The organism is uncultured Ruminococcus sp. (assembly GCA_902785355.1).
Lineage (GTDB): Bacteria > Bacillota > Clostridia > Oscillospirales > Acutalibacteraceae > Ruminococcoides.
Genome location: CACZYF010000010.1, coordinates 1 through 17,009, shown reverse-complemented (window position 1 = coordinate 17,009; position 17,009 = coordinate 1). Strand labels below are relative to the sequence as shown.

The window sequence follows — 17,009 nt, the reverse complement described above, 5'->3', positions numbered from 1 at the left end:
ATTTTCTTGCTCTCTTATTATGATAAAATGTTTCACGTGAAACAATAGGAGGAAAAATGAAATCCACTATAGCCGCAATCTCCACCGGACTTACCGAAGCCGGTATATCGGTTATTCGCATCTCAGGTCCCGAATCAATAGATATAGCTCAAAAGGTGTTTGTCTCACTTTCCGGTAAGAAGCTCAGCGAGATGAACGGATATACCTGCGCTCTCGGAAAAGTATTGTTTCAAAATAAAGAGATCGACGAGTGTATCGCAACTGTTTTCAGAGCGCCGAGAAGTTATACCGGCGAGGATGTAGTTGAGCTTTCCTGTCACGGAGGAATCGCTGTTACCCGCGATATTTTAAGAGCGGTTCTTAATTCCGGCGCGGTTTCCGCAGAGCCCGGAGAATTCACTAAGAGAGCTTTTCTCAACGGAAAAATGGATCTCATCGAAGCTGAATCTGTCATGAATCTGATCTCCGCTAAGTCCAGCGGCGAGGCTCAGGCAGCGCTTGCTGTAAAGGAAGGATACATTTCAAAACAGGTCAACGAGATAAAGACCGGACTCTTGAATTTAGCGGCTCACCTTAATGCGTGGGCGGATTATCCTGAGGAGGATATTCCCGATATTGAGCCTAAACATTTAAAAAACTCCTTAATCAACGCATCTTATCATCTGAGTATGCTCCTTAAAAAATATGATGCGGGAAAGCTGTTTTACAACGGAATAAATACCGTGATAGTCGGTCGGCCGAATGTCGGGAAAAGTACCTTGATGAATATTTTATCGGGTTATGACAGGAGTATCGTCACCGAAGTTTCCGGAACAACGCGCGATACGGTAGAGGAACAGATACAGCTCGGAGATTTCAGACTGAATCTGATAGACACCGCGGGAATACATGATACGGATGATTTGGTTGAAAAAATCGGCGTAGAACGTGCTCAAAAGAAGCTTCAAACAGCTCAGTTTGTCATTTTTATTGCGGATTTGTCCGTACCTTCCCGGACGGATGACGAGCGCATCTATGAGATGATACCTTCTGATGTTCCTATCTTTTTTATCAATAATAAATCAGATATTTGTATAGCGAATAATAATTGCGATGAACTGAAAAAGAAATATCCCGATAAAAATATCATAGCGACTGTATATACCTCGCTGAAAAATGAAAGTAATATGATCAAAGACAGAATAGAATATCTTTTAGGCAGGTACTTTATCGGGAATGATTTCAGCTATGCGAGCGATGTGATAAGCTACAATGAGCGCCAGCGAAATCTGATAGAAAAAACGAAAGCGGTTGTCGACGAAGCAATTAAGGCTCTGAATTTAGGAGAGACCCTTGACGCTGTTACCGTACTGATTGAGGAAGCAATAAGATATCTCGCGGAGCTTACAGGTGAGAACGTGACTGACGAAGTCGTCGACAGGGTGTTCCACAACTTCTGTGTCGGTAAATAATGTTTCACGTGAAACAAAAATTGTAAGGGACGGCTTATTGACGTCCGCTTACATTATAATACTATTATTGGTGATATTATGTCTACATACTTTGCAGGTGAATATGATGTGGCGGTGATCGGCGCCGGTCACGCGGGTATCGAGGCGGCACTTGCCTCTGCGCGGCTCGGCTGTCATACCGCTGTCTTTACGATCAATATGGACGCGGTCGGCAACTGTCCGTGCAACCCTTCTATCGGTGGCACGGCAAAAGGTCATTTGGTGCGGGAGATCGACGCGCTGGGCGGCGAGATGGGTAAGGCGGCGGACGCCTGTACCCTCCAGAGCCGTATGCTCAATCGCGGTAAAGGTCCCGCTGTCCATTCTCTCCGCGCCCAGATCGACCGCAGAAAGTATTCTTCTCTCATGAAGCACACACTGGAATTGCAGAATTATCTTGACCTACGCCAGGCGGAGATCACCGATTTCGAACAGGATAAGGACGGGACATGGCTGCTCACCACCCGCATGTTGGGTGTGTTCCGTGCGAAAGCGGTCATCATCGCAACGGGTACTTACCTCGGCGGTCGTATCTATGTCGGCGAGGTAAGCTACGAGAGCGGACCCGACGGCATCTTTCCCGCCGCGTTTCTGGGTGAAAGCCTGAGAAAGCTCGGCGTCAAGACCCGCCGCTTCAAGACGGGCACGCCCGCCCGCGTGAAACGTTCTTCCATTGATTTTACGGAGCTTGAGGTACAGGAGGGCGACGAACCGACCGTACCGTTCTCTTATGATACCTTATCTCCGCTTGAGAACAAGGTCGTCTGTCATGTCAGCTGGACGAATGAGAATACAAAAAAGATCATCCTTGATAATATCCACCGCAGTCCGCTTTACGGCGGAAAGATCGAGGGAGTCGGACCGCGTTACTGTCCGAGTCTGGAGGATAAGATCGTCCGCTTTGCGGACAAGTCGCGGCATCAGCTGTTCATCGAACCCTGCGGAGAAGATACCGAGGAAATGTATCTGCAGGGTATGTCATCCTCTCTCCCCGAGGAGGTTCAGCTCGACTTTTATCATACGATAAAGGGCTTGGAGCATGCTTTGATCATGAGACCTGCCTATGCGATCGAGTATGATTGTATCGACCCGACCGATATGCTCGCTACGCTTGAATTTAAGAAATTTCCCGGATTATACGGGGCGGGACAGTTCAACGGCTCCTCCGGATATGAAGAAGCGGCGGCACAGGGATTGATCGCGGGTATCAACGCCGCGTTAATGGTGCAGGGGAAAGAGCCGCTGGTGCTGGACCGTGCGTCCTCCTATATCGGTACGCTGATTGACGATCTGGTTACGAAAGGCGCGAATGAGCCTTATCGCATGATGACCTCGCGAAGCGAATACCGGTTGATACTGCGACAGGATAATGCCGACGAACGCTTGACTCCCATCGGCTACCGGCTCGGCTTGATCGGTGAGGAACGGTATCAGCGCTTTTTACATAAACAGGAATTGATCAAAGAGGAATTAAAGCGCGTGAAAATGACCGTGATCGCGCCGTCGGATGAACTCAGCAATATACTTGTTTCACGTGAAACATCGGATGTCACGACCGGCATCCGTTTGATCGACCTGTTAAAACGTCCCGAGCTGAATTATGAGGTTTTGACTCCTATCGACAGAAATCGACCCGAGCTGCCCTTTGTGATCTTCGAACAGGTCGAGATCGCGGTGAAATACGACGGTTATATTAAAAAACAGCTTGCCGCAGTAGAAAATATGCGTAAGTTGGAAACAAAATTACTCCCCGATGATATTGATTATCATGCAGTTACGGGTCTGCGACTGGAAGCGCAGGAGAAGCTCAACGCGATCAAGCCGTTGAATATCGGTCAGGCGAGCCGTATCAGCGGCGTATCTCCCGCCGATATCAATGTATTGATGATTTATCTGATGAAGCAAAGGGGGAGAACGAATGAATGATTTCATAACTATCTTGATCGATACATTATCACAGTTTAGTATTACTTTAGATAATACTGCTGTTGACCGTCTATGCGTTTATCACGATCAGTTGATCGAATGGAATGAAAAGATGAATTTGACCGCGCTGACCGAGCCGCATGACGTCGCGCTCAAGCATTTTGCGGACAGCTTGATGCTTTTTCGGTACTGTGATATTGAGAACGGCGCTTCGGTCATCGACGTCGGTACGGGCGCAGGGTTTCCCGGTATGGTGCTGAAGATCGCGCGCCCCGATATACGGCTTACTTTATTAGACAGCCTGAATAAGCGTTTGATTTTCTTGGAAGCCGTATGTGATGCGCTTGGTCTTGATGATGTTGAGCTCATCCACAGCCGCGCTGAGGACGGTTCGCGTACTGAGCTGCGCGATCGCTTCGATATCGCTGTTTCCCGTGCTGTCGCTTCATTGAATACGCTCTGTGAATACGATATGCCGTATGTGAAGGTCGGAGGAAGATTCATTGCAATGAAGGGCAAGGGATCCGAGGAAGAATTACAGGCGGCTCAAAACGCGATCACTACCCTTGGCGGAGAGCTTTTACAAAAGCATGACTTTGTATTAGGCGATGCCGGTGAACGTAGTATTATTGAGATAAAAAAGATCACAGAAACCCCTTCACAGTATCCGAGAAAAAGTAAGCAGATCAAGAATAAACCATTGTAATACTAATCCTTGATAAAAAGATTTAATGAGACGCAGACAGGCTGGCGCCTGTCAAGGAGCCCAACAAAGCTATACGGAATATAGCGCAATAGATGATAAAGGTTTTTATTAAGGATTAGTATAAGAAGGCGAGGTTCGACATGAGCCGTGTTTTTTCATATTATTACGGCAAAACTTTCTATAATAATCGCTCATAAACCGACAAATAATCCCCGCCCGATCTGCTATGATAATACCTGTCAGGACAAGCCGTAAGGCAGAACGTAAATAGTATTATTATCAATATAAACCTTTCTATTGATAATAATATCGTAAAGAATCCGATTTATGGTCTGCTCGGCTTGACGGAGGTGAGGGTTGTGAACAGTTTGCTTGGCAGAGAAAACAAAGTGTTAAACATCTCTACCATCCAGATTCGACCGAACAGAACCCAACCCCGGCGAAATTTTGACGAAGAAGAGCTCAGGAGCCTTTCACGCTCGATTGTCGAAAACGGAATATTACAGCCTTTGGTTGTGCGCCGTATCAATTCAACAGAGTTCGAATTGATTGCGGGAGAAAGGCGGCTGAGAGCCGCGATCATGGCGGGACTCAGCAAGGTCCCCTGCGTCGTACATAAATGCGGCGATAAGGATTCCGCGTTACTGGCGCTGATAGAAAATCTCCAGAGAACCGATCTCAATATGTTTGAAGAAGCAAGAGGTATTGCCCGGTTGATTCGTAAGTACGGATTGACCCAGGAGCAGGCGGCAGTAAAGCTCGGAAAAAGACAAAGCACCGTCGCAAATAAACTGCGATTGCTGCGACTCGGCTTTGAAGAACAGGAGTGGATTTTATCCGCGCATCTTTCGGAACGACACGCAAGAGCAATGCTTCGAATCGAAGATGAGAGTCTGCGCCGAGAGGTACTCAGCCGCGTGATCAGCGACCATATGAGCGTCGGTCAGACGGAACTGCTCGTGACCGAAGCACTGATGAAGAAGCCGGAGGCGGCTCCCATCCCGAAGCAGGAGCGTAAGATCGCAATCAAGGATGTACGCATCTTCGTCAATACGATCAACAAAGCGGTCGATACGATGCGTCTCTCGGGGATCAACGCGATCTCTCACCGCAGCGAGACCGACGATTATATCGAATACACCGTGAAGATCCCGAAGTCAGCAAGCAAGAACGCTTCGTAGTAAAGCATTTTTGACTGACCGTTATTCATTATGGTATCAAAGCTTACATAGCTTGATATATTTCTTTCCCGATAGGTTCACACCTATCCACTCATACCCATTTCCTTATCTGAACCCCTTGTCGACAGCCGTGTGCGTTTTACGCATGCGGCTGTCGGCGTTCTGTATAAATCATTAACAGAGCAACGACCGTAGAAAATGTTTCACGTGAAACATGAAATGACAAAAAATTTACGAAAGGGCTTTTATTACCGTCTGATTTGTGGTACAATAATACGCGTATGAAAAAACAAAAGCAGTAAATTCGACTGTAGTAAAGGAAGGTGAAGCTATGGCTAAGATTATTGCTGTCGCGAACCAGAAGGGCGGTGTGGGAAAGACCACCTCAGCTGTCAATATAGCCGCAGCGCTGGGTACCTACGGCAAGCGATCTTTGCTGGTCGATATTGACCCTCAGGGTAATGCGACGAGCGGCGTGGGCTTTGACAAGCGCACCATCGAGAAGAGTACCTATGAGATTCTGCTTAATGAAGCGAAGGCAGATGAAGTTATCTTACATACAAAGTACGATAATCTGGACTTAATGCCCGCAGGTATCGATCTTGCCGCCGCTGAGTTTGAGATTATGGAGGCTTCGGATCGTCTGCAAAGATTGAAGAAAGCGCTTTTGCCGATCAAGCAGAATTATGACTACATTATCATCGACTGTCCGCCGTCGCTCGGTATCATCACGACTAACGCGCTGACCGCCTGCGACAGCGTATTGGTACCGATCCAGTGTGAGTATTACGCGCTGGAGGGTCTGTCACAGCTGATGAACTCCGTGCGCTACGTCAAGCGTAAGCTGAACGAGCATATCGAGATCGAGGGCGTATTGCTAACCATGTACGACGGCAGACTCAACCTGACTCAGCAGGTCGTAGGAGAAGTCAAACAGTTCTTCCCGAAGAAGGTGTTCGGCACCGTGATCCCGCGCGGCGTCAGACTGAGTGAAGCGCCGTCCTTCGGTAAACCGATCATGTATTATGACAGGCACTGTAAGGGCTCGGAGGCTTATTTAAATCTTGCGCAGGAAATCATCCGTAAGGAGAAAAAATATGGCTAAGAAGATAGGCGGCCTCGGTAAGGGACTCTCGGCGATATTCAGCGAGAACGATACCGAGGATAACAACGAAATACAAACTCTCAAAATCTCCCAAATCGAGCCGAACCGCAGCCAGCCGCGCCGCAGCTTCGATGAAGAGGCGCTGAATGAGCTTGCCGAAAGCATCCGCGAGCACGGCGTACTCCAGCCGATCTTAGTTCGACCGCAGATATACGGCGGTTATCAGATCGTTGCCGGCGAACGCAGATATCGCGCGTCACGTCTGGCGGGACTCTCTGAGATTCCCGCGATCGTGCGCGAGCTGTCCGACAGCGAGACAATGCAGATCGCGCTGATCGAAAATCTTCAGCGTCGCGATCTGAGTCCTCTTGAAGAGGCGAAGGGCTACAAAACGCTGATGGATGAATATGACTTTTCACAGGAGGAGGTCGCCCGAACGGTCGGTAAATCCCGTCCCGCCGTAGCGAATACCCTGCGCCTGCTGAGTCTGCCGGAGGACGTTAAGCCGATGCTTGAAAACGGCAGTCTGAGCGCCGGTCACGCCCGCGCGATCCTTTCGATTGAGGATGAAACGCTCGCGACAGAGACTGCGCAGAAGGTCGTCAAGGAAGGTTTATCCGTGCGAGAGACCGAAAACCTGACCAGGAAGCTCGGTAAGCCGAAGAAGGCGAAGAAGAACGCATCTTCACCCTCAAAACCCCCCACATTCACCGAAGTGGAGCTGGCACTGAGCGAGACCATGGGTACCAAGGTCAAGGTCAGCCTGAGAAAGGACGATATCGGCGGCACGTTGAGTGTGGATTTCAATACCCCCGCCGAGTTGTTTTTACTGGCAAACAAAATCGAAAAGCTGTGGAATGACACCACGTTTTTTGACGATATCAACGAGTCATAATAAATAATTGTATTATATTGGAAGGATGAAGAACCATGATCGATATTAAATTTTTAAGAGAAAACCCTGAGATCGTCAAGCAGAATATCAAGAACAAGTTTCAGGATAAAAAGCTGCCGATGGTAGACGAGGTCATCGAGCTTGATAAGCAGGCGAGAGCCGCTAAGGGCGAGGCTGACGCGCTGCGCGCGAACCGCAATAAGATCAGTAAGGAGATCGGCGGCTGCTACAAGCGCGGCGAAAAGGAAAAGGCAGAACAGCTCAAGGCACAGCTCGCAGCCGAGGGCGCCAGACTCGAGGAGCTCGAGCAGCAGGAAAACGAGCTGAACGCCAAGGTCACCGAAATCATGATGGTGATCCCGAACATCATCGATCCGAGCGTACCGATCGGTAAGGATGATTCCGAAAATGTTGAGATCGAGCGCTTCGGCGAGCCGGTCGTTCCGGATTTTGAGGTTCCTTATCATACCGAGATCATGGAAAAGCTCAATGGTATCGACCTTGACGCGGCGCGTAAGGTCGCCGGCAACGGCTTCTATTACCTCATGGGCGATATTGCCCGCCTGCACTCTGCGGTCATCTCTTATGCCCGCGATTTCATGATCAACAAGGGCTTTACCTACTGTATCCCGCCTTATATGATTCGTTCAAACGTCGTTTCCGGCGTTATGTCCTTCGCTGAGATGGACGCGATGATGTACAAGATCGAGGGCGAGGACCTGTTCCTGATCGGTACCTCCGAGCACAGCATGATCGGTAAGTTTATCGACACCATTCTGCAGGAGGAGGATCTGCCTTACACCCTGACCTCCTACAGCCCCTGCTTCCGTAAGGAGAAGGGCGCCCACGGTATCGAGGAGCGCGGCGTCTACCGTATCCATCAGTTCGAGAAGCAGGAGATGATCGTCGTCTGTAAGCCCGAGGACAGCAAGATGTGGTTCGACAAGCTCTGGCAGAATACCGTCGAGTTCTTCCGTACCCTCGACATCCCGGTGCGTACCCTTGAGTGCTGCTCCGGCGACCTCGCCGATCTGAAGGTCAAGAGCATCGACGTCGAGGCGTGGAGCCCCAGACAGAAGAAGTACTTCGAGGTCGGGTCCTGCTCGAACCTCAGCGACGCTCAGGCGCGCCGTCTGAAGATCCGCGTCAACGGCAAGGACGGCAAGAAGTATTTCGCTCATACCCTGAACAACACCTGCGTCGCGCCGCCTCGTATGCTGATCGCTTTCCTCGAGAACAACCTCAACGCCGACGGAAGCGTAAACATCCCCGAGGCGCTCAGACCCTACATGGGCGGTATCGAGAAGATCGAGGCAAAGTAAAAAGTTCGCTTTCACACAAAAGATTATTATTTCCACGGAAAAGCCCGCTGTATCTCGGTACAGCGGGCTGCTTATCTTGGTAATTATACTAATCCTTAATAAAAACCTTTATCATCTATTGCGCTATATTTCGTCTCCTTGACAGGCGCCAGCCTGTCTGCGTCTCCCGTCGCGCTATCCGAAATATATCACTAATATCTGATTAAATCTTTTTATCAAGGATTAGTATGAAATACGATGACGATCAAAGCGTTCTTCAAATTCACGGGTAAGCTTCTTCCATGCGGCAGGGGAGAGCTTTTTTTCAACGATCGCTTTTGCGTTCTTCATATCCGGCGATCGTTTATCGGTGTTATGGCAATCGGTGCCGAGAAAATGGAGTTGACCGTTCTTGATCATGCGCATCGCGAGATGTCTTGAACGAAAAGAAGAGAAAACAGATGCGTTACACTGAAAGTAAAACGGTTGGTCAAACAGACTTTCAAAAACAGCTTTCTTCTGTATTGACTGGTAACGTTCCACATGCGCGAGCACGATTTGCAGACCGGTGTTATACTGCATGGAGATCAGCTCATCAAATATCCTGTCCGACCACGGGATAAAAGGCATTTCGATCAAGATCAGATCGGTGCCTTGTATCGAAAGCTGTGGAACGCTGTCGCTGTGTGAGATACCGGGATAATAAAACACCTCGGCGCCTAAGAGAATCTCGGGCTCGGAATCGGAGAGCAGAGGGAGGAGCTTTTCATAAGCGTGCTGACGACGCATGAGAAAACGCTCGGGAGGCTCGCTGTCACCGTAGAAATGCGAGGTCGACACCATCGTCGTGACGCCCTGTCTGCGGGATTCACGCAACATCTCCATCGACATCTCGGTCGATTTGCTGCCGTCGTCCATTTTCGGCAGAAAGTGGCTGTGGATATCGAGCATGATGATCCTCCTTCCGTTTTCTTCTGATGGTATTATAGCAGAAGAGGGGAGAAGAATCAACTTGATTTTTGCGATCGATTATGATAATATAACCTTAAGCTTTCTGTGTTTCTGTATCAAACACAGGGGGCTTTTTTATGTACCTTTCATCGGAGGATAATATGGAAAAGAAAAAACCGGTATTTTTTACGGAGATCGCCTATGTGGTGGGGATCATCTCGCTGGCGTTCGGCGTGACCTTTATGGAGCGCGCTGATTTCGGCTTGAGCATGGTGGTCTCTCCCGCGTATGTGCTGCACCGCTATATCTCACAGCTTCCCGGGATGGGATGGTTCAGTTTCGGTGTGGCTGAGTACAGCCTGCAGCTGGTGCTGGTGATCGCGCTGATGATTATTATGCGCAAGTTTCGGGTATCTTACTTGTTCTCGTTTATAACGGCGGTGGTTTACGGTTATATTCTCGACCTGATCATGTGGCTTATGCCTGCGGTCGCGGATGATCAAATCGTGCTGCGTATTGTATTTTTCTTAATAGGAGAGATGTTTTGTACGCTCGGTGTGTCGATGGTGTTCCATACTTATATCCCGCCCGAAGCATATGAGCTGTTTGTTTCGGAATTATCAAAGAAGCTGAAGAAGCCGACCGGTAAGGTGAAGTGGACTTACGATATTATCAGCTGTCTGGTGGGTGTAATACTGTCGTTCGTGTTTTTTGGATGGGGCAAGCTGATCGGTACAGGCTGGGGTACGGTTATCTGTGCGCTGATCAACGGCGTCATCATCGGGTGGCTGTGCAGGACTGAGGACAGGCTCTTTGAATTTAAGGATGGCTTAAGGCTGAGGCGCTTCTTTGATAAGTAAAATAATCGCAGATAAATACGAAAAAGTATTGACAAATTAATTCTTTTATAATATAATAAATTTTGCTTTAAGTCAGGTTTACCGGAGCCTGATTGAAGAATATGTGGCGGAATAGCTCAGCTGGCTAGAGCATTCGGTTCATACCCGAAGTGTCGTAGGTTCAAGTCCTATTTCCGCTACCAAACGGCCCGGTGGTCAAGCGGTTAAGACACCGCCCTTTCACGGCGGTAACACGAGTTCGATTCTCGTCCGGGTCACCAAACCCCTGTCGCTTGACAGGGGCTTTCTTTTACCATTTGCTGATGGTGCGAAGTGAAACGCAGCGTCGGCACGGTCTGCCGGTGTGGTGGAATAGGCAGACACAAGGGACTTAAAATCCCTCGGAGTAACATCCGTACCGGTTCAAGTCCGGTCACCGGCACCATTAGAGACAGTTTTCGAACTGTCTCTTTTGTTTTGCCAAATTTTCTTAAAATGCCCTAAAATGGCTTAAACAGTGGGTTTATGAGAGATTCAAAAAACAAGTTGAGTAAAGTTGAATTAAGTTAAAGTAAGTTGAATTGCTGTCAATTTTGCTGTCAATTACTGTCAACTTTACTGTCAATTTTCGCTTGCTGCCTGGACAAATAGGGCATTGCAAAAGATAAAGTACTGTCAATTTTAAAAAAATCAACATTTGAACCTAAAAATGCTGATATCGTTTCCGATTATTTATATTATGGAGGATTTATTATGGATACAATTAATTACTATATAGAGAGAATAGAGAAAGCATCTGAGAAGCTTACCAAAGAAACTCAGTTACTGAAAAAGCATAATAAAGAATATGATTTTGAAAGTCTTGCGCTTGATGGAAAAAGGGGAGCGCGTATCAGCTCCGACTTGTTTTTAGCATATAGACAGATTTTACTTTCACTTTGTTCTTTTTTTCCGAGACACTTTGATTCCAACAAGGTTTACAACGGCGAATGTGAAATGCTGGATGTCTCGGTAGAAAGGCTTGAGATTTTTGATTTTCCTGTATATAAGATCTCGTTTCCTGTGCTTCTTCCTAATATACGGCGCCAGCATGCTGAGTTCAATAACGCGTTGACTGTATCTATTAAGGAAGCGGTTAAAAGATACTGCCGTGAGCACAGGGTTCAACCATTTAAATGCGCAACGATGATAATACTTACCTATGGCGGCAATCCCCGCATGATGGTTGACAACGACAATAAAGAGGCGTCCATGATACAAAACGGCATGATTCAGTTTTTCCTCGATGATGATTCGCCCGCTTCATGTAACAATATATATTACTTTAAGAGGGTTGATAGCAAAGAAGAATATCGTACGGAAATCTATCTCGTAGACAGTGAACATGATATTGAAGTGATGAAAATGATCAAAGACATGTAAAAAATATGTCACAAAAAACGGAATTACCCCTGTCACAAACAGGAAAAAAACGTGTTTACGTACGTGACAGGGGTAATTCATAGCATAATCCGCTGTTTATGCGGGTTCAGCGGTAGAAAAACCGAATTCATCGCTCCAACTTTTATAGTAAAGGAATATAAAGTACCGAAAGTCGTGTAGCAAGCAAAACGCTAAAGGAAGAGAAGAAACGATGAAAAACAATACTAAGAATAGCCAATCCCAATTTAACATTGACCTTAGTCAGAATAAATATAAGTCCAGATATGATCGTATTCTCAATATTCTGTTTTTTGCCAAAGAAATACCAAGCGATCTATACCAACATATGAATATGTCAAGCGCTAACTTCAGAAAGGCGATCTCGATCCTGAAACAGAGGGGATGGATCAAACGAATCAGCAGAGACGGCGCTATCGGATATACCCTGACAAATTCAGGAAAGAGGATTACCTCATATTATCTTGAGTATTTAAAATACAGTGATTGTATCGAGGATGACAGCCGCCAGTACGATATCAAGCACAGGAGCAGGAAAAGGCAATTCGCTTATCTTTACGCTCTCTTTGATCGCATGGACATCCCCTATGAATCGTATAATAAGCCCGATATTTCTGAAGCGTTCGACCGCAACAAAGTATACTTTTATTCCGCGTTGGAGTATAAGCGCATGCTGGGTATCAGATCGACCGCATTTAAGGGCTCAAGAGTATTGGGCTTTTTTGCGGGTAAGGGAAGGATCATTCCTGTCTATCGGGCGAATCATAATATGAAAACCTTTTCTAAACAAGAGAGGTTACTTCCCTTCTTTTTGCAACAATTTTTTTCAATTCCAGTAAGCGAAGCTATACTGATCTGTAACGATGAAAGATCGGTAATCAATATCACAAAGCAGATCATCGCCAATACCGGAAACGATGAGAAAAAAGGCGTCAATACCGCAAACTATAAAAAGTTTTATGTTTTCGATAGCGGAGATAACTTTCATAGTAGATTTGAAGATCTGTATGCCGATCATAGTGAATTAATGCAGAGACTGATCGAACAGAATCAAATAGAAACCACAGACAGGGATGATGAAGGTAATTACCGTTTGCTGATCGGTACGGGATTCTATCGAGATAATCCGGTGTGGATCTGTCCGGGGAATATTGACGTGGTCACACTCAGACTGTTTGTCATTAATGCAAACAGGAACGAAAAGAGCTACTACATTTTCTGCCAGTATCGAGATTTAGAACGATTAAAAGAGATCACAAAGGATACAATTGTTTATGTAGGACCAATCAGAGAAAGATAGACCGTCGAGATAACAAAGAGTCTAATACATAATTGTATAAAAATGATCAGCCGCTTGCTTTTGCAGGCGGCTGTTACTATTGAAGAAAGATAGCAACAATTCAGATTTTAGCGCTTTAATGTGTTGAAATCGCGTGAGGAGTATGTTATAATGTAACTGTAAAAATATCTCCGGGAGGTACGCAAGTGAACCAAGTTTTTTATATAAATCTCGTAAAAATTAGTGCCAATAAGGTTGTTTGATATATCGAGTAGATCCTTTACCGACATCAAAACCAAAATAATCAATTTCGCCGTTTTGATATAACATCATCAAATTTCTACCGCTTGAAAATAATCCTTTAACATCATCAAAAAGAATATCTCCTGACATATAATCTTCATTTCCGAAATCATTACCATATAGAGATACTTGTCCTGTGTTGTTTAACATTGCAACGCCAACCGGATAAGAAACTAAGCACGAAACATTGCTACCTGCTAAAACATAATTCTTCATATCTGCAATTTTTGAATAATTTTCATCTAAATCTCCATCATACCAAAAAGCTTGTCCTTTGCTGTTTAATAGGCTAATTACAACATGCTTCTTTGCATGATCATCCATACACCATTGTGCAACAAAAGAAACAACATCAAACTCGACAACATCATCAATGTAATTTCCGGTGCTGTCGAGAGTTTCTCCTATTTTCATGACAAATAAACGATGGTCCTTAGTTAATGCAAAACATATTCCATAAGGAAAAGATTCAGAATCCGAATATTCAATATCAAAATCAACTACATCCCTACCGAGCACAGTGATTTCTGTGGGGTTCTCTAAATTAACGGCTCCAAATGTACCGTCTGAGCGAAGCAAATAAACGTCATCACCGGCAAGATATGCTTTTATATAACCGGAACACAAATAAGTCGGGGTCTTGTTTTTTACAGAATCGTTAACAAACACATATACATCAGATTGCTCTGTGACAATACAGCCTCCGGTATTAGAAAGATTAACTGAAACGGCATCATTTTTATCGTAGATTCTTACAAACGAATCAGAAATAAGATTATATAACTGTCGAACAAGATCTGTACCATAGTTAATTCTTTGAGAGAGACTTCCTTTTATATAAACATTGCCGATTTCGGATACAGCCGCTACTGCTTGCCCTCCTTGTGCGCTTAACAGTGTAATTTCTTCATTGTTTGGCATTAAGAATAATCTCATTGGATCAAATAAAATACATAAAAAGATAATTAAGAATAGAGCAACAGAACTAATGATAATTATTAATCTCTTCAATACATACACATCCTTTCCTAAATTTACCAATAATACCCCCCAAAATAATTCCGAGGCTTTATTTATAATAAACTGAATTAATTTGTTATCCCGATAATCACTTGTATCACCGGTTTTTCTAGTAGATAGATCAATCGCAGCACAACTTGAAAGAAATAGTGTAACAGGATAGTTTAAATCCAAATATTTACTGCGCTTCGTTGTCTGTGAATCTCAGGTTTAATTAGATATCCTCCATTCATTATAATCCGAAACATAATAGTAATACTCGCTATTATATAGTGGAATTAATTCTGTTTGAAACTGAACTCTTATTTCAGAAGTATCATTTATCGGATAGGCCAAACCATATTCTATTCCTTCAATTAGCGTTTGACCTAATCGAAAAGTAATTGCATTATTCTCTGTGATCAGACTTATATTTTTACATTTCTCTTTCCATAATGATTTTATGCAATCATTCACAGTTGGGTCTTCTATTTCGATATATTCAAATCCCGCATACATTTGTCCATTAGCATCATTTATATATACTGAATCATATTCGGATTTCAATAAATAATCACAAATAATTTGAATACTACATTCATTATCCTTTTTAAAAGACTCCACCTTATCAAAATTAGTTATATGTTTTTGATTATTACAGCTTGTACTTAAGCAGACTATTGTGCCTATCAACACGATTGAGAATAATAATCTTTTCATCATACCCGCATAATCATCTCCTTAGTAATAATATCCCTTTCTAATATAAGTCCAATCATAAAATTCATTAACCTATCTGTACTGTCATACGTATTATTATACTGCAAACGATTAATGCGGTCAATGGATTTCGTGATCGTTCCGGTGTTGTCGGCAATCCCTTCATAGGCTAATGTACCATATAAGGGATCAATCTGGTATTTCTGAAAGAACATCACATTGATACCGATACATACAAGAGCGCATTGTCAAATACGATTTCGATGACAGGCGACGACGTCGACGATATCCTGATGGGCATCAACAGCTATCTGAAAAAGCCGGCGACCAAACAGATCCGTCCTGCATTCGAGCAATCTCAGAAGGAAGTGGATGATCTCCACAAGCGAACCTCGGAAGGCATTGAAACCGCAAGGAGAAACGGAAAACAGATCGGACAAAAGAGCGGCGCCACCCTTCACATAAAAAAGAAAGCGCCCGCAAAGGCGCTGATCGAGAAGCACAGCCGAGATTTCAGAGGGATGTTGACTGACGGAGAAGTGATGAAGCTCACCGGACTGAGCCGAAACACATATTACAAGTATAAAAAGGAATTGGCAGCCGAGCTGAATCTGTAATCCGTAATCCGTGTTCAATAGAGGAAATACCAACCATCACTTCTTCTCATTTGTAATACAAGTTAATATATTTGTATTACATTTGTTGACTTTTTTGTGATAATAACATATAATATCATCAAACACATTCTGAAAGGAGTTACTCTTATGGCAACCATTACAGTCAGATACAATGATGATTCAAAGGCTCAGGCAGAAGCGATCGCAAGCGCGATCGGTATCTCATTAAGCAGCGCGATCAGTATTTTCTTAAATCGTTTTGTTGCAGAGAAAGGGTTCCCCTTTGACGTTACTGCCCCGACAAAAAAGCAGGCTTTGTTTTCAGGGGCTGATATGGATGAGTTGTTCTCCGAAGCAATCAAGAATTCATCTGCAGTCGCGACCTTACCGCCCTCTGCTTATTTAGATGAAAGCGGAAATCTAAAGCACACGGAGTAAGAGGTGACTGACTATGCCAAGGCTCGTGATATTCGCCGGTCCCAACGGCTCCGGAAAAAGCACCGTTACCTCCAAATTCGGCGTAGTCGGTGAATACGTCAACGCCGATGAAATCAAAAAAGCGCTGGATTGCACCGACATGGAGGCTGCTCTGAAGGCGGAACAAATCAGAGAGTATTTTTTGAGCAAGAAACAAGATTTCACTTTCGAAACCGTCATGTCGACTGACCGAAACCTCAAACTGATAGCTAAAGCGAAACAAGAAGGCTATTATGTATCTTGCATCTACATTCTCACGTCGCACCCGGATATCAACATAGCGCGGGTCAAGGCTCGGTTTGAAGGCGGCGGGCATCCTGTTCCGGTTGATAAGATACGGGAGCGATATATGCGAGCGTTAAGACTTATCCCTGTATTGATATCCTTGTGCGATGAATTCCTTCTATTCGATAACTCTCCTGATAAGGCTGACGTAAGATCCGGTTTGTTATTCAGAAAAGAAGATAAAGACTTAAAGATTTTTCCGAACGATATTTGGAATACAAACATGCTGAAAAGCTTATTTAACGGTACCTATCCTGACGATTATATTCATTGAAACAAGCGACGCAAAGGTGGTTATACCCTTGCGTCGTTTTCTTGTTATATGGTTACTGATGTAATTATCACTTGCGCTCGGGTTTTCCTCGGAAGGAGGTTTTCACATCAAAACCGTGGTTTTCGATCCGTTCTTTGTCGGTAAGGCCTACGGACTCTGAGCGTTCGGACGCTGTCTTTTCCTGCGAGAAGAATTCCTCGAAGGCGAGATAGATATCAAGG

General features: G+C 45.0%; 15 protein-coding genes, 3 tRNA genes and 1 pseudogene. 16 read left to right on the top strand and 3 right to left on the bottom strand.

From position 1 onward, the window contains the following. Positions 1 to 56 precede the first annotated feature (56 nt). The 7 genes from mnmE to serS all read left to right on the top strand — a co-directional run bounded on the left by mnmE (position 57) and on the right by serS (position 8,625). Positions 57 to 1,451 (top strand): tRNA uridine-5-carboxymethylaminomethyl(34) synthesis GTPase MnmE, encoded by a 1,395-nt coding sequence (gene mnmE / locus R2I50_RS03465; RefSeq protein ID WP_316607715.1) that lies wholly within the window; start codon positions 57 to 59, stop codon positions 1,449 to 1,451. Between the two features lie 78 nt (positions 1,452 to 1,529). Next, the gene (mnmG, locus tag R2I50_RS03460) at positions 1,530 to 3,416 is read left to right on the top strand and encodes a tRNA uridine-5-carboxymethylaminomethyl(34) synthesis enzyme MnmG (protein ID WP_316607714.1); all 1,887 of its coding nucleotides are present in this window, start codon (positions 1,530 to 1,532) and stop codon (positions 3,414 to 3,416) included. Continuing rightward, a complete protein-coding gene (gene rsmG, locus R2I50_RS03455; RefSeq protein ID WP_316607713.1) occupies positions 3,409 to 4,122 on the top strand; it encodes a 16S rRNA (guanine(527)-N(7))-methyltransferase RsmG in 714 nt (237 codons plus the stop codon). Before mnmG ends, rsmG begins: the two co-directional genes overlap by 8 nt. Before the next feature lie 359 nt (positions 4,123 to 4,481). Further along, complete coding sequence (locus R2I50_RS03450; protein ID WP_316607712.1) at positions 4,482 to 5,303, top strand: ParB/RepB/Spo0J family partition protein; 822 nt, start codon at positions 4,482 to 4,484, stop codon at positions 5,301 to 5,303. Positions 5,304 to 5,634: 331 nt separating this feature from the next. Further along, positions 5,635 to 6,408 carry an AAA family ATPase gene (locus R2I50_RS03445; protein WP_316607711.1) on the top strand — a complete coding sequence of 258 codons (774 nt, stop codon included), beginning with the start codon at positions 5,635 to 5,637 and terminating at the stop codon, positions 6,406 to 6,408. Next, positions 6,401 to 7,303, top strand: a complete 903-nt coding sequence (locus R2I50_RS03440; protein ID WP_316607710.1) for a ParB/RepB/Spo0J family partition protein — start codon at positions 6,401 to 6,403, stop codon at positions 7,301 to 7,303. Before R2I50_RS03445 ends, R2I50_RS03440 begins: the two co-directional genes overlap by 8 nt. A 35-nt stretch (positions 7,304 to 7,338) precedes the next feature. Beyond that, on the top strand, positions 7,339 to 8,625 hold the full coding sequence (gene serS, locus R2I50_RS03435) for a serine--tRNA ligase (protein ID WP_316607709.1): 1,287 nt from the start codon (positions 7,339 to 7,341) through the stop codon (positions 8,623 to 8,625). 222 nt (positions 8,626 to 8,847) lie between these two features. Here serS and R2I50_RS03430 read toward each other — a convergent pair whose 3' ends face one another. Further along, complete coding sequence (locus R2I50_RS03430; protein ID WP_316607708.1) at positions 8,848 to 9,555, bottom strand: CpsB/CapC family capsule biosynthesis tyrosine phosphatase; 708 nt, start codon at positions 9,553 to 9,555, stop codon at positions 8,848 to 8,850. A 161-nt stretch (positions 9,556 to 9,716) separates the two neighbouring features. Here R2I50_RS03430 and R2I50_RS03425 point away from each other — a divergent pair, with 161 nt between their 5' ends. The 6 genes from R2I50_RS03425 to R2I50_RS03400 all read left to right on the top strand — a co-directional run bounded on the left by R2I50_RS03425 (position 9,717) and on the right by R2I50_RS03400 (position 13,134). Next, a complete protein-coding gene (locus tag R2I50_RS03425; RefSeq protein ID WP_316607707.1) occupies positions 9,717 to 10,415 on the top strand; it encodes a DUF6198 family protein in 699 nt (232 codons plus the stop codon). 105 nt (positions 10,416 to 10,520) lie between these two features. Beyond that, positions 10,521 to 10,597, top strand: a tRNA-Met gene (locus tag R2I50_RS03420). Positions 10,598 to 10,600: 3 nt separating this feature from the next. Continuing rightward, a tRNA-Glu gene (locus tag R2I50_RS03415) sits at positions 10,601 to 10,675 on the top strand. Between the two features lie 77 nt (positions 10,676 to 10,752). Next, positions 10,753 to 10,839, top strand: a tRNA-Leu gene (locus R2I50_RS03410). A 308-nt stretch (positions 10,840 to 11,147) separates the two neighbouring features. Then, complete coding sequence (locus R2I50_RS03405; RefSeq protein ID WP_316607706.1) at positions 11,148 to 11,816, top strand: hypothetical protein; 669 nt, start codon at positions 11,148 to 11,150, stop codon at positions 11,814 to 11,816. A 211-nt stretch (positions 11,817 to 12,027) separates the two neighbouring features. Continuing rightward, positions 12,028 to 13,134, top strand: coding sequence for a hypothetical protein (locus R2I50_RS03400; RefSeq protein WP_316607705.1), 1,107 nt, complete (start codon positions 12,028 to 12,030; stop codon positions 13,132 to 13,134). Positions 13,135 to 13,353: 219 nt separating this feature from the next. On the opposite strand, the gene R2I50_RS03395 is transcribed toward R2I50_RS03400, so the two are convergent. Both R2I50_RS03395 and R2I50_RS03390 read right to left on the bottom strand, forming a co-directional pair. After that, positions 13,354 to 14,610 (bottom strand): hypothetical protein, encoded by a 1,257-nt coding sequence (locus tag R2I50_RS03395; protein WP_316607704.1) that lies wholly within the window; start codon positions 14,608 to 14,610, stop codon positions 13,354 to 13,356. Positions 14,611 to 14,646: 36 nt separating this feature from the next. Continuing rightward, positions 14,647 to 15,138, bottom strand: a complete 492-nt coding sequence (locus tag R2I50_RS03390) for a hypothetical protein (RefSeq protein ID WP_316607703.1) — start codon at positions 15,136 to 15,138, stop codon at positions 14,647 to 14,649. 182 nt (positions 15,139 to 15,320) lie between these two features. Between R2I50_RS03390 and R2I50_RS03385 the strand changes: the two are divergent. The 3 genes and pseudogenes from R2I50_RS03385 to R2I50_RS03375 form a co-directional block, all read left to right on the top strand. After that, positions 15,321 to 15,752, top strand: a pseudogene (locus R2I50_RS03385) (recombinase family protein); the annotation flags it as partial. Between the two features lie 147 nt (positions 15,753 to 15,899). Further along, positions 15,900 to 16,190 carry a type II toxin-antitoxin system RelB/DinJ family antitoxin gene (locus tag R2I50_RS03380; RefSeq protein WP_316607702.1) on the top strand — a complete coding sequence of 97 codons (291 nt, stop codon included), beginning with the start codon at positions 15,900 to 15,902 and terminating at the stop codon, positions 16,188 to 16,190. Positions 16,191 to 16,203: 13 nt separating this feature from the next. Then, on the top strand, positions 16,204 to 16,788 hold the full coding sequence (locus tag R2I50_RS03375) for a zeta toxin family protein (protein ID WP_316607701.1): 585 nt from the start codon (positions 16,204 to 16,206) through the stop codon (positions 16,786 to 16,788). The last annotated feature ends 221 nt before the right edge of the window (positions 16,789 to 17,009 follow it).

Bases quoted from the DNA above. Each gene is read 5' to 3' on its own strand.
- R2I50_RS03375 (WP_316607701.1), top strand. From the start codon at position 16,204: ATGCCAAGGCTCGTGATATTCGCCGGTCCCAACGGCTCCGGAAAAAGC.
- R2I50_RS03440 (WP_316607710.1), top strand. From the start codon at position 6,401: ATGGCTAAGAAGATAGGCGGCCTCGGTAAGGGACTCTCGGCGATATTC.
- rsmG (WP_316607713.1), top strand. From the start codon at position 3,409: ATGAATGATTTCATAACTATCTTGATCGATACATTATCACAGTTTAGT.
- R2I50_RS03430 (WP_316607708.1), bottom strand. From the start codon at position 9,555: ATGCTCGATATCCACAGCCACTTTCTGCCGAAAATGGACGACGGCAGC.
- R2I50_RS03380 (WP_316607702.1), top strand. From the start codon at position 15,900: ATGGCAACCATTACAGTCAGATACAATGATGATTCAAAGGCTCAGGCA.
- R2I50_RS03405 (WP_316607706.1), top strand. From the start codon at position 11,148: ATGGATACAATTAATTACTATATAGAGAGAATAGAGAAAGCATCTGAG.
- R2I50_RS03400 (WP_316607705.1), top strand. From the start codon at position 12,028: ATGAAAAACAATACTAAGAATAGCCAATCCCAATTTAACATTGACCTT.
- mnmG (WP_316607714.1), top strand. From the start codon at position 1,530: ATGTCTACATACTTTGCAGGTGAATATGATGTGGCGGTGATCGGCGCC.
- R2I50_RS03445 (WP_316607711.1), top strand. From the start codon at position 5,635: ATGGCTAAGATTATTGCTGTCGCGAACCAGAAGGGCGGTGTGGGAAAG.
- mnmE (WP_316607715.1), top strand. From the start codon at position 57: ATGAAATCCACTATAGCCGCAATCTCCACCGGACTTACCGAAGCCGGT.
- R2I50_RS03390 (WP_316607703.1), bottom strand. From the start codon at position 15,138: ATGATGAAAAGATTATTATTCTCAATCGTGTTGATAGGCACAATAGTC.
- serS (WP_316607709.1), top strand. From the start codon at position 7,339: ATGATCGATATTAAATTTTTAAGAGAAAACCCTGAGATCGTCAAGCAG.
- R2I50_RS03425 (WP_316607707.1), top strand. From the start codon at position 9,717: ATGGAAAAGAAAAAACCGGTATTTTTTACGGAGATCGCCTATGTGGTG.